Annotated in this window: 11 protein-coding genes; all 11 read right to left on the reverse strand. The window is 42.0% G+C overall.

Annotation, left to right across the window (positions count from 1 at the left end; translation table 11 throughout):
• Positions 1–46 precede the first annotated feature (46 nt).
• Positions 47–1741 (reverse strand): iron uptake porin, encoded by a 1695-nt coding sequence (locus tag CAL7507_RS07395; RefSeq protein ID WP_015127828.1) that lies wholly within the window; start codon positions 1739–1741, stop codon positions 47–49.
• An 872-nt stretch (positions 1742–2613) separates the two neighbouring features.
• Positions 2614–4074, reverse strand: coding sequence for a hypothetical protein (locus tag CAL7507_RS07400; protein WP_015127829.1), 1461 nt, complete (start codon positions 4072–4074; stop codon positions 2614–2616).
• Between the two features lie 40 nt (positions 4075–4114).
• Positions 4115–4369 (reverse strand): hypothetical protein, encoded by a 255-nt coding sequence (locus CAL7507_RS07405; RefSeq protein WP_015127830.1) that lies wholly within the window; start codon positions 4367–4369, stop codon positions 4115–4117.
• Between the two features lie 18 nt (positions 4370–4387).
• Positions 4388–4912, reverse strand: a complete 525-nt coding sequence (locus CAL7507_RS07410; protein WP_015127831.1) for a pentapeptide repeat-containing protein — start codon at positions 4910–4912, stop codon at positions 4388–4390.
• 56 nt (positions 4913–4968) lie between these two features.
• Positions 4969–5343: a TrkA C-terminal domain-containing protein gene (locus CAL7507_RS07415; protein WP_015127832.1), complete on the reverse strand. Its 375-nt coding sequence runs from the start codon at positions 5341–5343 to the stop codon at positions 4969–4971.
• A 557-nt stretch (positions 5344–5900) separates the two neighbouring features.
• A complete protein-coding gene (locus tag CAL7507_RS30095) occupies positions 5901–7277 on the reverse strand; it encodes a serine/threonine-protein kinase (protein WP_015127834.1) in 1377 nt (458 codons plus the stop codon).
• 15 nt (positions 7278–7292) lie between these two features.
• Positions 7293–7937 (reverse strand): K(+)-transporting ATPase subunit C, encoded by a 645-nt coding sequence (kdpC, locus tag CAL7507_RS07425; RefSeq protein ID WP_015127835.1) that lies wholly within the window; start codon positions 7935–7937, stop codon positions 7293–7295.
• Positions 7937–8209, reverse strand: coding sequence for a K(+)-transporting ATPase subunit F (kdpF, locus tag CAL7507_RS07430; protein ID WP_015127836.1), 273 nt, complete (start codon positions 8207–8209; stop codon positions 7937–7939). The genes kdpC and kdpF overlap by 1 nt, the downstream gene beginning before the upstream one ends.
• A 22-nt stretch (positions 8210–8231) precedes the next feature.
• Positions 8232–10376, reverse strand: a complete 2145-nt coding sequence (gene kdpB, locus CAL7507_RS07435) for a potassium-transporting ATPase subunit KdpB (RefSeq protein ID WP_015127837.1) — start codon at positions 10374–10376, stop codon at positions 8232–8234.
• A gap of 143 nt (positions 10377–10519) precedes the next feature.
• Positions 10520–12265: a potassium-transporting ATPase subunit KdpA gene (gene kdpA / locus CAL7507_RS07440; protein WP_015127838.1), complete on the reverse strand. Its 1746-nt coding sequence runs from the start codon at positions 12263–12265 to the stop codon at positions 10520–10522.
• A 1421-nt stretch (positions 12266–13686) separates the two neighbouring features.
• Entirely contained in the window at positions 13687–16002 is a 2316-nt protein-coding gene (locus tag CAL7507_RS07445; protein ID WP_052331570.1) for an alkaline phosphatase, read from the reverse strand.
• Between the last annotated feature and the right edge of the window lie 288 nt (positions 16003–16290).

The raw sequence follows: 16290 nt of genomic DNA on the forward strand, positions 1-16290 counted from the left end.
ATTGGTCATTTGTCATTTCTCCTTCATCCCCCTGATCTCGCTAAAGTTAGAAATTGAAAGTAGTTCGTAGGGTACCAATCACTGCATCGCTGTTGTTCTGAGTTTGACCTGGACTTGTTAACCAAATTATTCCAGGGGTGATGGAAATGTTGTCAGTGAGGCGATATTTATAGAAGCCTTCTATATGATAAGGGCGATCGCCTCCCACACTTCCTAAGTATGGTTGGGCACCAGCAAAAATACCTAAGACGTTGCCTTTTTTACCTAAGTCTGGTAAAGCTACTCCCAGTCCATAGCTCCAAACTTCGCCATTATTATTGACACCCAAGCCTGTAATATCGCTGTAAAGTAAAAAGCCGCTAATTGAGAGTTTGTCGCTAGGTTTGAAAGCCGCGCTCAAACCATAGGAATTACTTTCGTAAGGATTCCCACCACCAACAAAGTTGGCTTGTGAAGTACCAACTACAGCACCAGTAACAGATCCGGCATCGAATAAAGCGCTACCTGCACCATGATAACCGTGGACATAGGTCGCAGCGAAAGAAAGGCGATCGCCAACATTCAAATTCAACTGTGCAAGTGCTGCATAGTTACCCTCAAATAAGCCTGAACCTGGACTAGGATTATTCGCTTGCGATGCCAAATAACCCAGGGTTAGTGAAGGTTTGAAAGTACTATTGCCGCTACCAAAAGCTAAATTAACACCCAAACCCGCACCACCACCAATCCGATAAATCGGACTTTCGGAAGCAAAGGTAGACAAAGCACCGTTACCTCCGTCGAAATCCTCAAAGTATGGATTATTAGTAGGAACGTAATCGCTTTGAATAGCTCCGCTAGCAGCTACGTATATCTGAGAGTTACCAATCGGGAAGTAATAAGCCAACCAATCAATAGCAGCACCATTGTTGGTATTGGGGGATAGATTAAAAGTCTGAGTCCCCTCAAATGTTCCACCTGGTAAAGCCAATGTACTCGCGTTACCGGCAGCAATCCGAGTGTGTAGGGTATCTTTGCCTGTGAAGCTAGTTTGTAAATCTAAACGTACCCTACTTTGGAAAGCAGTATTATTGTTATCGTTGTTGCCAAAGCTGTCAGTAACAGCGAAAATTGCCTCACCAACTAGCTTGGTGGTTGTGGAAAACTGGTGTGCTTCTAGTTGAGCAGTCCGTGTTTCTAGCGCATCTACTCGACCGCGCAACGTTGCTAACTCGGCTTTGAATTCCTCTTGCAAACGCTGGATAGTCGCCAAATCCTGTTTTGTTGCTAAGTCAGCAGTTGCTGTCGCAATCAGTTCATTAACTCTATCCAAACAAGCATTCAAACCCGCAGCAAATTCATAACGGGTCAAAGCACGGTTGCCACGATAAGTACCGTTAGGATATCCTGCAATACAACCATAACGCTCAACTAGAGATTGCAACGCTTGGAATGCCCAATCAGTTGGCTGTACATCAGAAAACTGAGAAACTGACGTGATTTGCGACAGTGAATTTTGGCTAGAAGCTTCATTTTCTAAAACATTATTCTCATCAGTCTTGACTTGGGCAAGCAATTGTTGATTAACTGGTGATTTCTCTGCTGAAATAACAAATCTTGGCACTTCTGCCAACGCGACGTTTGCTTTCTCTCCTTCAGAATCACTAGGTATTTCAGCAGCCTTTACACTAGCTGAAATAAATACTATCATTCCCACAACCGCTGGAGTTAATGCCAAAGTTTTCCACATTAGCTGAGACATTTTTTCTGTTTTCCTCTCCAATAAATCCCTGATTTAATAGCTGCGAATAAGACAAAAAAGGTAAAAAATCACCTAAACTAGTGATTTTAATTTAATAGTTGACAACTGCCAATAAAAATTAAAACTCCATTTTAGGAACTGCGAGCAGACATCTATTTAGGTTTCAGATAAACCAATTTGCCTAAATGCAACCATTAGCAAGGTATAGAAAATATTCATTCGTTTAGGTTAGCAGAGTATATCAAATTACACCACTTTTTTTGTGCATAAATTTCATATTTTTTATGCTCAAATTGATTTGAGTATTTCTGTAACAAATAATACGGAAAATCAAATTTTGGTTGTAAAAACTTAAGTCAACCTCTAATTTCCTCCCTTAGTTATAGACTGAAATCTATCTCAGGGTAGACTTAAGCCCAATAAGAATACTCATCAGTATTTTTACTGTTTGTGTTTGCACTTCACGACTGGCAATCCATTCTTTGAGAAAGACATAACTATTAGCTACTTTAGGAACTATAGCAGTCTGCTTTGATTTTTGAACTATATGTAGGGTGGGCAATGCCCACCAAAACCAGGATCTGGTGCAGGGCTGTTTCGTTCCCTCTCAAACAGGATTTGTCAAGATGGTTAGCGATAAAAATCATAAGTATGGGTAACGATGAAACAGAATATTCAGCACATAAATAACAGTACGATTGTCTATTTTCTCGATACCCAGGTAGCAAAATCATCAATTTTATTTTGCTAGAACCCTTGATTTTTCAAGCTTCTTAGGGAATGAAACAGCCCTGGGATCTGGTGGGCATTGCCCACCCTGCGGGTACTACACTTAGGTTTGTTCAAAAATCAAATATGATTCCTATAGTTATTTACGCGACGATGCCGTTAGCTTTCATACTATTTCTAGACTTCAGCTTTTTATTATTGACCTTAATCTGTGGCAAGTCTTTTTTATCTTTGTAAAAGTAACAAATTTCTACCAGGGTCGGCCATATTTCTAGAGATGCGTGAAATTGACTAATGACATCATCAATAATTCTAGAGACATTTTGCTGAAAAAAGTCAGGTTCAAATCCATAAAATACCCTCCATAGGTTAGCAGCAAATAATTGCAGAGAATGTTTACGTTCTTCATTTTGGGTAGATAAGGATGCTTTAACTACCTCAGCATGGAGATCAGAGATTTTTTCTAGAATTTCCTCTGAGTCCTGTAATGTGACTTCGCCAGAGTAATGAAATTTGATACCTAGATCATTCAGTTCATAAACACTACTTTTAATTTTCTTTTTCAGTAGACTACAGATTTCCTCATTAAACATTTCACTAGCAAGAGGATTACGCATGTAATTATTGCGAATATGGTTTTGCACAGCATCAACATGTGCAGCCACAACACCTGGTTGCTGTATCCAGAGTCTGTAAATATAATCTTCAAACCTGAGTCTGGTAGGAAAAAAAGGTGGTAGTCCTAGCTGATTATCGTATCCAGCAACACCACAATCCATTCTCCAGTTTTTATTAGTAACTACAGGTCTAAAATTAGTCAGAATATAAAAATCATTCAGGTCATTTGGGTCAATTTGATTGTCATCGTTGAGATACATATGCACAAAATCAAGTGTATCGATATCGTTGGTTCCTGTCCGGAATGTCTGGGCTATCTTGACGACAGCATCATCAGATACCTCACCTTGTCGCAATAAAAGGCTATTTTCTCGAAAGTAACCTTTTGTGGTGTTAGTTTCTAAATCCATTGCCGTATCAACTACTAATTCTCCAGTCTCGAAGTTTTCTGGTATATTGCTAACTTTTTCACCGAGAACATCTTCAAAAGCAGTGAGTAAGTCAAAAGACTTATGGACAAAGCCACTTTCTTGGCTGGATTTTATCAGTTTACCTCGACATATTTCATTTGCTAATAAAGACTCTCGACTGGTTTCTATTAATGCATCAGGGCGCATATCATCATCTGCGCTAACCATTAAATGTCCGAGGGTATACATTAGTGTAAAGTTGCGATTCCCTCCATAACTAGGTCTAAACAAGTTTTTGACCAGTGATTCTAGCTTGCGATCGCGCAGTCTTTCGTTTAAAAATGTAATAAATTGGTCTTTCTCGTAGGGACCAACATAAAACACGTCATTGACCGTCTTAGTCTGCTCTAGAAGTGGGTAGTATTTCTCATAGTTAGCTACGCTAGAATCATCAAAAACGATAATTTTTAGAGCATGTCCATTTGCCCAAAAATTATCATCATATCTTTCGATTGTCTGTGCTACATCTCTGAGTCGATGGGTGGGAATTACAAAAACAGTCTCTTTCTGTCTCATACAATGTGTTCAGTTTGCTCAAATAAGTTTATAAATTAGGTCAGTCAATTTCTAGGTTCTTTTTACTAGCTTTCAACTGCTTCCAAAGTGCGCGGATTTGACTATAGGCTTCTTCCGGTGAGAGTTTTCCGCCTGTTTCTAAACCAGTGATATAACCAACTTTTTGAGAAAATTCTTGGAGGTTTGCATTAAAAACTAAATTCTCTGGTGTCACTTGACCGTGATAGCAACTATGAGGATAGAGAAATTGGTTTTTATCAGTTTGATTGAGTCTTATCATTTCATTTGTTGACATGCTTTTTCAGCAAGCATTTCAAATTTTATATGTAGGCTTGTCACAGCGATCGGATGTCATCCCGTTTGGTAGTATAGTTTTGCAGAGAATAACCGAATGACTATCCTGAATATTATTAACTTTGGCAGCTTTTTCCAGATTTGCATGACTGAGATTAGCATTTCTAAAGACGGCTCTTTCCCAGTTAGATGCTGCTAAATTCGCACCCTGGAAATTGGTGTCAACTAGCAAAGTATTTTTCAGGGTTGCGCCAGTCAAATCTGCTCCCTGCAAGTTGGCAGAGCGGAGGTCTGTCCACTCTAAATTTGCATAGCGTAAATTAGCATTTTTGAGGTTAGCTCCCTGAAGGTCTGTTGAACGCAGATCGATTTTTTCTAAGTTTATTCCTGCTAAATTAACTCCTGCTAAATTACAGCCTACACATTTCCTTGTGATTAAAAGCTGTTCAATCTTCCGCTGTTGCAGAAAGTTATTACCTTGAGAAATCAGATATGGAGTCAGGGAAAAAATTACAAAAATCAAGGGACGCAAGTAGGTAATCATTTGTAAATTCTCAAGTATCCTCTGAGGATATACTTTGATGTCAGCAAAAGGTTTAATTATTGCAGGTGGGAATTGGTGAGTGTGTTTGCATCTATTAAATTGTCAGTATTGCTGAGTATATCCCGTTCTGCCAATAAACAATTATTAGGTGAATAGTACAGAGGATGGGTTTTCTTGAGAGTGACTTTGAGAGTAGGAATCATCATAGGATTTATCGCGATCGCTAGGATATAATCTCCAGAATAGATAGTAGGATTATCTTTGCCTAAAATCACATTACCGTCTCTGGAAACCCCTAATAAATGACATTTTTCAGGCAACTTAATTTCTGCTAGATTATTACCGCAATAGATACTGTTTGGTTGAATGAAAACACTGAGTAGGTTTGGCTCAGTAAATTTTTGATATTCAAACAAAGAATTATCGTACATCTTGATTTTTTAACCTAATGTCAGGATTAAGTGATTATTCAGAAGGGTTATTTACTAATAAGTATATTTTTAATTATTGGCAAAAGCTATGTATAAGTTAGTATATATATGTGCTTTTGAAACTGGAATATCTATATTTCCAGATATATATTTGCTGTTTTCAATGGTGTGGGAAATGTCGCTACACATAAGATTAAGTTGTGGTTAACTTGCAAAATGCAAATTAATGTGCTATTCAAAAATAGTACCAGTTGCTTTTGAGATATTTCTGCCACTGTTACCTACGGTACGTCGGATACCACCACGTTCCTTGTGGAACCAAAACATTTCCTGAACATCAGTCAATACGCTGTTGTTCGTCAGGACAGTAAACGCTTTTCGTCTCGATACCAAGACGGCAGAGGAATAGAAAGATGTTGATAATAGCCACAGAATGAAAGTCAAACAAATAATTTTTTTGAGCTTTCCCTGTGGATTCATTAGAGTTTGTCTAGGTGAAAAATCACAACGAATAAATGAATGCATCAGAGTCATGAAATTCTTTCTATACCGTGTAATTAATGCAGTAGTTTTTCGTTATGTCCGATATTCATAAATTTCTGAAAAGTTCTTGACATTTCAACCTTCAAGCTGGTACGAATCGAGTCTGATTCCACTACCAAAGCTAGACAAGCAATTGTCAAAGCGATCGCAGTGACAATTATCTGGTGCATCTTGTTGAGTTTGTGTCTAGCCTTCCCCTCAACTGCAGTCGATTTTGTCTCTTGCACAGGAAGCGTAGCCACTGCAGCTAGACGCTGTCCTAAAAACGCCGCTACTTTTTGCGCTAGTTCTGCACCTTCAGTTTTAGCAGGTAAGTAATGCCAAGTTTTTGTTTTAGGGTCAAAGATAGTCACAGATGCGACAGAACTATCTTTGATAGATGTTACAGAAGCCAGCAAATTTGCTTCACGTCCCAACCCGAAGTCAGGAGTCTCAAAATTGTCCTCATCTATGTCTGTGTTTGCAGAAAGTGTTAATGCAGCACCAAAAAGTTTTGGTAAATTATTCAAATCTATCAGTGCCTCTGCTGCAAAGTGATAGCGTAGTTTAGTTGCTGGTTGCACCAACTTGCAGAGAATCCTCTCTAAAGATGGACTTATTGGCTCAACTAAATGCGATCGCCATATCCAGACATTCTCACTGCAATCATATAGGTCAAAGGGTGACATCTGGGTAAGCAAATGTAGGCAAGTGACACCCAAGCTATAAAGGTCGCTAGCAAATACAGCTTTGCCTCGAACCTGCTCAGGTGCAGCATATTCGGCACTACCAATCATGGTTCCGGTTTCCCCACTCTGCCAGTTATATTTAGCAGCCCCAAAATCTACTAAAAATAATTGGCGGTCTTTTCGGCGACGAATAATATTAGCAGGTTTGATATCTCGGTGAATCACTTGATGAGTGTGAATAAACTGCAATAAAGGCAACAAATCACCAAGCAACTGCCGAATTTCTGCTTCATTAAATGCTCCAGCTTCAGCTAATTCCTGTGCTAAATTTTGCCCGTCTACCCATTCTTGGACTAAATACTGCTCACCTGACTGTTCAAAAGTATCTAGTAATTGAGGAATTTGGGAATACTTACCGAGTTCTGCTAACCGCAGAGATTCTTGCTGAAATAGTTCTAAAGCTGTTTGGTTATGGTAGTCAGTCTGACGCTGTGGCAAAAATTGTTTGATGACACACAGGTGAGAATTTGAATACTCAAAAGATTGCCTATTTTGCAGACATTTCTCGTCAATAGCGAGAAATGTTTTCCCAAAGCCTCCCTGTCCAATGGGTTTGAGGAGGCGATAGCGCTCATTGAGTAAGATATCTGACTGACCAGATCCAGGATTGCTATTTTCTTCGTTAAAACAAATAAATGGTTTGATTTCTTCTGGTGTACTCATCAGAATTAGTCTGATTTAACTTGTAGACTTTAATGCATCCAAAGCGAGATTTAATTTCAAGACGTTAACTCCAGGTTCTCCAAAAATACCCAAAAAGCGACCATCGGTATTTTGAGTAATCAAAGTTTCCAAATCATTAGGCTGAATTCTCCGCGCCTTAGCCACGCGGGCAATTTGTGCCTTGGCAGCTTCAGGGGTAATGTGGGGGTCAAGGCTAGAACCAGAGGTGTAAACTAAATCGGCTGTCGGCTGCACACCTGCTGTTTTTAAGCGAGTTAGGTCGCCTTCAACCCGTTTTTTGGGGTCGGGGTCATCTTTGCCTCTGATGCGTTCCAGCAATGCGATATTACTAGGAGCCAAGTTGCTGGCACCAGAAACCCCAGTTTGCAAGACTCCAGCGTCATCTTTTTTCGGATCAGCCGTACTGTAGCTGCTGGTGCTGGGACGGCTATTAAAATATTTGTCTGAAGTAAATGGCTGACCAATTAAGGCCGAACCCACAACTTGACCTTGAGCATTTTTAATGAGACTGCCATTAGCCTGAAATGGCATGACAATCTGCCCAAAAGCCACGATCGCCAAAGGATAAATAATCGCTCCAATTACCCAAAGCACCAAAGTAGAACGTATAGCTCTGTTGGCTTCTCTTGCAAAACTCATTAGAATTTCTCCGGTACAAACATGACAAAAAATAAATAAATAGCCAGTCCCAGTGTCACCAGTCCTAAAATTCCCAAAGCCCAAGATTGAGAGCGGGATAGCTGTTCATCTGTGGCAGCATAAACAACAGGTGCAACCACGAGGTTGAAACACATTGCTAAAAATAGATATAGCGGCAGCTTTTGACGACGCCATTGCCGCCAGATTTCGGTTATTTCTTCTAGTATTGGTGATGATTTGAGTGCTAAAGTTCGGATTTGAACAGGTTTCATAACAGTTATGAGTAGTCGAGAATTAAGACAAAGGTAAGATAACATCAATGATTTTGATGGCGATGAAAGGAGCAATAATCCCGCCAACGCCATAAATAAAGATGTTGCGTCGTAGTAGCTGATCTGCCGTTAGTGGCAAAAATTTCACACCTTTTAATGCCAAAGGAATCAGCGCGGGGATAATCAAAGCATTATAGATTAATGCCGAGATAATGGCAGACTGGGCACTTTTCAGCCCCATAATATTCAGTGCGCCAATCCCCGCCGCTCCAAAGATGGTGGGAATGATGGCAAAATACTTAGCAATGTCGTTGGCGATCGAAAATGTTGTTAATGCCCCACGGGTGATCAGCAGCTGTTTACCAATGGTGACTAAGTCAATCAGTTTAGTGGGGTCAGAGTCTAAATCCACCATGTTGGCAGCTTCTTTAGCAGCTTGCGTCCCTGAGTTCATCGCCACGCCGACATTTGCTTGAGCCAAGGCTGGCGCGTCATTAGTGCCATCCCCAGTCATGGCGACCAATTTTCCTTGGGATTGTTCAGAGCGAATCACCGCAATCTTATCTTCTGGAGTCGCTTCGGCAATGAAATCATCAACTCCAGCTTCTTGAGCAATCACTGAAGCCGTAATCCGATTATCACCAGTCAACATGATGGTGCGAACACCCATCCGACGGAGTTGGTCAAACCTTTCCCGCAATCCAGGTTTCACAATATCCTTAAGATAGATAACGCCATAAATCTGGTCGTCTTGACAGACCGCTAAGGGTGTACCTCCTAATCGAGAAACTCGCTCATAGGCTGCATCTACATCATTAGGAACATTGCCTCCACGAGAACGGACAAACCCTTTAATGGCATCGACAGCTCCTTTGCGAACTTGTTTGCCACCAGGTAAATTAGTCCCACTCATGCGGGTTTTGGCGGAAAACTCCACACCTTCTAGTTGCTTGGTGTCGAAGTCTACCCCCACTTTATATGTTTCTGCTAGTCCCACAATTGACCTACCTTCTGGCGTATCGTCAAAAACGCTAGCAAGTAAGGAAATTCGCGCCACCTCTTCCACTGAATAACTATTCAAAGGAATAAACTCATCGGCCATGCGGTTACCCAAGGTGATAGTACCCGTTTTATCCAGCACCAGAGTGTTGATGTCACCGCAGGCTTCTACTGCTCGACCAGAGGTAGCGATGACGTTGAACTGAGCGACTCTATCCATCCCCGCAATGCCGATCGCACTTAGCAAACCACCGATGGTAGTGGGTATCAAAGCTACCAGTAGCGATATCAAGATGGCGACACTAGCACCAGCCCGTAAGCTGTTACCTGCTTCAGCCCCAAACACAGTACTGATAAAGCTGGCAATGTAGTTCACAAATGGAGTCATCGTTGCCACCACAATCAAGAATACCTGTGTCAGCACTGCTAGCAGCACTGTCAGGGCAATCTCGTTAGGAGTTTTACTCCGTTCTGCCCCTTCTACTAGGGAAATCATCCGGTCAATAAAGCCTTGACCGGGATTAGCGGTAATCCGAATCGTCAACTCATCGGAGAGTAGGCGGGTACCTCCGGTGACAGAACTAGCGATATCTGTACCTGGTTGTTTGAGTACAGGGGCAGATTCTCCAGTAATCGCCGACTCATCCACGGAGCCAATGCCCTGTATGACTTCACCATCAGCAGGAACCATATCACCGGCAATTACTTTCACTAAATCGCCCCGTCGCAGTTCTGTGGAATTGACTTTCTCAATCACACCATCAGGCATGATTTTCCGGGCAACGGTATCAGATCGCGTGGCTCTCAGAGCGTCCGCTTGGGCTTTACCACGTCCTTCAGCTACAGCTTCGGCAAAGTTCGCAAAGACGAGGGTGAAAAATAAAATTAGGGTAATTAACCCGTTTAACAAGCGTTGCTGGTTGACATCTGCTTGGATTGTGCCAAACAAATTTGGGTCAAGGGTGACAAGAAATGTGACAATTGTCCCCACCCAAACAACAAACATCACCGGATTTTTGACAGTAATTCGTGGATCAAGCTTGAGAAATGACTCACGAATTGCTCTTTGATACAGTCCCCGCATGTCTGCCTTAGGGGTATGTTTGCGCGAGTCACGGGTTCCTTGGGTCATACGGGGAGACGATGATGGATCAAGATTAGCTGTCATAGATTAAATTTGGGGATTAGGGAATGGGGAATTAGGGAATGGGGTACAAGGCCTCTACTAAATATCAAAGTTCAAAACCTCAGCGCCCCTCTGCGCTTCCCTCAGCGCCCCTCTGCGTTTCAAATAAAACCCTCTTATTTCGGTTACCCAATGCCTTTAGCAATCCAGAAAGCTTCACCAATGGGACCCAAAGCCAGCACTGGGAGAAATGTCAGTGCGCCTAGGATTAAAATCACGCCTGCGGTGACACCTGTAAATAGTCCGGTATTGGTTCTTAATGTCCCACTTGTTAAAGGCACAAGTTGTTTACGAGACATGCTGTCACAAAGTAGCAGCAGACCAAAAATGGGGATATAGCGACCTGCTAGTAAGCTGAAACAGGTACTCAAGTTCCACCACAGGGCGGTGACAGTTGTTTTTGCGCCTGTGGCGATCGCTAGTGGTGATGGTTGGGAATCGCCCAAACCTTCAAACCCAGAGCCATTATTAGCAGCAGCCGAGGCGTATTCATAAATCACTTGGGAAAAGCCGTGGAAGCCAGGATTACTAATCCCTGCCAGCTGTTCCGGGAATGCTAGGGTGATACCTGCGGGAATTAAAATAGCGATCGGGTGAACCATCAAAATCAAGAAACTGGCTAGCACTACCTCGCGCTTTTCAATCTTGCGTCCCAAAAATTCTGGTGTGCGTCCTACCATTAAGCCTGTAGCGAATACTGCCAGAATCAAGTAGGCAAATAAGTAAGCTGTTCCTGTCCCCTGTCCACCCCAGATAATTTGCAAAAACATATTAGAAAGGGTGACAAAACCGCCGTTAGGCATGAAGGAATCGTGCAAGCTGTTGACAGCACCGCACATCGTACCAGTGGTGCTGACTGCGAATAGTATGGACTGTGCCCAACCAAACCGGACTTCCTTACCCTCTAGATTTGGTTGCTGACTGCCCAAAAGTGTATTGACAGCGGGATTGCCGTTGTATTCGCCGATCGCCGTGACTATGAGAAATCCTAGATAAATCACACCAACCATACCGTAGACTAGCCAAGCTTGTTTGGTGTCGTTGGCAAACACACCGTATGTATAGATCAAGGCTGTAGGAATCGATAGCATGGCCACAATCTGAATCAAATTAGAAAATCCGCTGGGATTCTCAAAGGGGTGTGCAGAGTTGATGGCGAAGAAGCCGCCGCCGTTCTCACCTAGCTGTTTGATAATTTCAAAGTGGGCAACCGGGCCACGGGCGATCGCCTGACTGATGTTAGGGTCTTCTAAGGTGGGAAATACAGCGGGCCCTGCTAATGTTTCGGGAACGCCTGATGCAATGAGAGCGATCGCCCCCACAATACAAATAGGCAATAAAATTCTGGTGATTGAGCGAATTAGGTCTACATAGAAGTTGCCTAATGGTCTACCTGTTAACCCCCGAATAAAGGCAATCCCTACCGCTATACCCGTGGCTGCTGAAGTGAACATATGATATCCCAGTCCCCACATTTGACTGGCATAGCTCATATAAGTTTCACCAGAATAGTGCTGCTGATTTGTATTAGTAATAAAAGAAATTGTGGTGTGCAGTGCTGTGTCCCATGTAGGCGCACCTATTTTTGTCGGGTTGAGGGGCAGCCATCCCTGACTCATAATAATGAGAAATATCAGCAATCCCATCGCTATATTGCTATATAGAATTGCCCGTGCATATTGCCAACCCGTCATGTTTTCTTTGGTTTTCACACCAACTAACGAATAAAGTACTCGTTCAACCGGGTTCAAAATTAAATCGAGAACCGTACTTTGCTCCAGAAAAACACGGGCTATATATTTACCAAAAAAAGGAGTAATTGCTACCACAATTAGTAGCGTTAATGCAATTTGAATCCATCCTTGTAACATGAGTTAATCTAACCCCGACATCAGTAAACTAGTACCATCAATAGTTTTGAAATACACGTAGTAGAACTGACTGTTGACGGTTATCAGTCATCAGTCTCAGTCATCAGGTAAATGTACAAGTTAAATGCGTAACAGCTTATTAAGTTCTTTACAAATTAATCATGAGGTTATTTTGCTCAAAAAACAAGGTATAAAGTGATATTTTAACCTCGTCTACTAAGATATATATACTTACATCAATAGAATAATTGAGAGCGTTTATAAACATCTATATCTACAGATATAGAGAACTCCTATTTGAGTTTTGAAAAAGCTCACTACACCTCTGCCGCCATTCTTACAAGAGTACCTATTACCTATTTCCTATAGGAATCTGGCTTGATTCCTGAAAAAATCTAAGTATCTGTAGGGCGCTTTATCATGGTTTTTTCAGGCAATGCCTAGGCTGTTGACTTTGATGGAATTTCCCGGTTTTTGGTTCACGCTACTTTTCTTTTGTGTCATTGCGTAGGCGAAGCCTTCCTGTAGGGTACGGAGCGTTCGACGAAGTCGTTCTCGTACCCCGTAGGGGATCTTGCTACGCGTAGCGTCTCCGTCAGGAGAAGAGTAGCAATGACTAGACATATTTTGCCTGATTTTTTAATTGCTAAAAAGGCACAGAGTCAACACCCTAGGCTATGGCCTGCCTACATACTATTTCAAAAATCAAATACTAGTCCTATATTGCCTATTGCCTGCTTACGCAAACCATTATTCCAGGCATAAATAAAAAAGGTTTGGCTCATCACCAAACCTCTATATAAATCCAGTGCATAACAACATCCCGAATTAATTTACCTTTTATTTTTTAGATTGGTCATCTTCCTAAAGGATGTGTCCAAATCTGCTAAAACCTGATAGGACGTTAACCAGAATTACCCAGTCAATATTTAGACGATGCCAAGCTAAAATGCCAGCGCCTATTTCCCTAAATATAAACAATATTTATATGATATGGAAGTTGTCAATACAGGCAAATTAACAATTAAAAATTCACAACAGTATCTAAAATAAAGGACGGGTTTTACCCCGTCCCATAGCTTGAAAGTGGCAATACACCCTGGACTCTGGAAAAAATACACAAATAAAATTCAATAGGTTGTGAGGATTACCAAGTAAACAAACATAAGGAACGGTTATGTATTCCGTGTTCAATGTTGTAACTAAAGTTAATCCTAGCAATTCTTATCAAGATATCACAGCCAGATTTTCATAAGTTGCCAAAATGCCGAATAGTTAAAAACAAAAAAGACGGGTAAAATCCCGTCTTTCGTATGACCAGTAAAAACATCTTAGTAATGTCTGCAATATATCAACCTACTCTGATAGCAAGTTGCCAAAATGCCAAATAGTCAAAAATCAAACAGATGGATTGACTTTAATTACGCAAAAACAAACTGGCTAGAACTATTCAGATTTAAGCTGCTGGCTTGAATATCATTGAGAACTGCCAAAGTTTTACCGTTAAAAGCAATATCAGTATTGTCGCCTACCTGATTTAATTTGAGAGTAGATGCAGAAATACCTAAACTCTTGCTACCCAAGAAACCAATGACATCAATACCAATCTGGAAGTCAACGATAGTGTTAGCAGTAGCAGGTAGTTCGGTGCTGACAATCCAGAATTGGTCAGCGCCAGCATCACCAACAATCAAATTACCACCACCAGATTGTACATAGAATTTGTCGTTACCATTACCACCACTAGCGCGGTCATCTTTACCCAAGTAGAAGATGTCGTCACCGTCGCCACCAGACAGGCGATTACCACCCTGAGCATCAGTAGCATCAAAGATGTCATCTCCAGAACCACCGAAAGCTCTATCTTTGCGACTGACATAGATGATGTCATCACCGCTACCTGTGTTGATGCGGTTTTGACGAGCATTGTTGTAGAAACTCAAATCGACTTCGTCATTACCTGCGCCTGTGAATACGGTGTCATGAACACCACCTAAATCTACACCTGCGATTAAAGTTTCACCAGCAACAGTTCCAGAAACCAATTTTCCTTGGTCTGCTTCTGTGATTGAAGCCAGCATGGTTTGGTAAATGTGGGTTTGATCGTTTAAACCCTGAATTCCGGGAATTTGATAACCATAGGCTTCATAGCCTTTACCAACTAAGCTATCTAACACTTCCGAACCAGCGCCTTGGTAGTAAACAGGTACTGGACGGTTGGAATGGCTTCCCCAACCATACTTGACATTGGGGTCTGACCCCCAGTAATGTCCTACTTCTGATGATTTGTCGAGGTCGGTTAAGGCCTGAGCGCCTTTAGTTTGTAATAAAGTAGGAAATTCAGGGTTCAGGGTGAGGTAGTGGTCATGGTCAGCAGTAACGATGAGGAGGTTTTCTTCCCATCCACCATTTTTGTTGATCCAGTCAATGACAGACCCGACTGATTTGTCGAAGTCCAACGTGGTACCGATGAGGTTGTCTATGTTGTCATCATGAGCAGACCAGTCAATGTCTCCACCTTCAATCATTAACCAGAAACCGTCAGGGTCTTTACCCAGTACATTTAATGCAGCCTTTGTGAGGTCATTCAGGGTGGGGTTTTGGTTGCGTTCTGTGGCGATAAATTGAGCATCTGTTTCACCAGGCTTTAAGGGACGCTTGGTGTCTACTTTGGCGTTGTCTCCTTGGTTAGCGAAAACGCTAAACATGTCCAGACCCGTGGTGCTGTAATCGCCGTTAGCAGAACTTACGGGTAAGTTACCATTTTGACCACGAGCGCCGTAAAGACCGAGGAGGCGATCGCCTTTTTCTGGATCAAGCGTCGCTGCAGTGTCAGCTAGTTTCTGCGCTGCGTCTTGTCCCCGTTCTAAAAAGGTGTAATCGTAGCGGTTGGTGGTTGGTTTAGTGCTGAGTTCTTTGTAGGTATCTTTACCAATAAATTCATTGCTTGTATTTGGCTCAACCCCTACTGGTAATGGATCTCCAGGTGTAGAAAGTGGGTGTCCACCACCAAGTATGACTGTCGGTTGATAAACCCGCAGTTCCTGTTGGAGAATGTTATCGAGTGAAGGAAAGTCAGCATCATATTTGTTGCGACGATTAACGTTAGCCGCAGCTGCACCCGGGGTAGCGTGGTCGATGGGAACTGAACTGACTAAACCAGTAGATTTACCGATACCAGTCGCAGTTGCTAAAATCGATTCTAGGGGGTCTTCAAAAATATCTACGCCGATAGCGTTGTTGTAGCTCTTGACTCCGGTGTACAGAGTTGTTGCGGTGTTTGCAGAGTCTGGATAGCTGTTCTTGATGTATTCACGGTCAGTACCAGGTGTCCAAGGGTTAATACCACCCTTAATAGGGTCATAACCTACTAAGTTACCAACAGCACCATCACTGACTTTTGCGCCACCACTGGCGGTAGTACCTGGGTTAAAAGCTGGATTAAATTGGAAACCAGCGCGAACTGGGCTTTCTCCGGTATCGGGATCTGTACCATCAAGGGCTGAGTTACCAGTACTAAACACTCCGTTGCTATCGGCGATCGTTGTCCCGTATGTGGTTACTAAACCGTAGCCTGTGAGGGTTTGAAAGTTAAGTCCGGTTCCCTCACCTTTTGTGTAAAAGTCATTCAGAGTTGCGCCTGTTTTACCATCTTGAATTTGCTTGTAGATAGCAGCAGTGCGAGCCATTTCCCAGCCCATACCATCGCCAATCATGATGATCACGTTCTTAGCCATGAAAGGTAGTCTCCCTATATTTAACTGCTGAGATATTTTGAAAGCCAGTGGATGGAAAAAAATTACTACGGCGAGAACAAAACTAATAATTTTTAGGTACAAAATCATGATTAGTCTGTAAGTTAATTGACGAGTAATTGTAGGTTAATTAACAGGCTTAAACAATTACTACAAATCACATCTCACCCTAAAAATTAGGCATCACAACTGGCAACAAAAATCACTTGTCAGTTACATAGATATATGGCAAAAGTTGTGAAAAAATTGTGGTGTGGTTAAGAAGTCATA

Source organism: Calothrix sp. PCC 7507 (genome assembly GCF_000316575.1).
Classification (GTDB): domain Bacteria; phylum Cyanobacteriota; class Cyanobacteriia; order Cyanobacteriales; family Nostocaceae; genus Fortiea.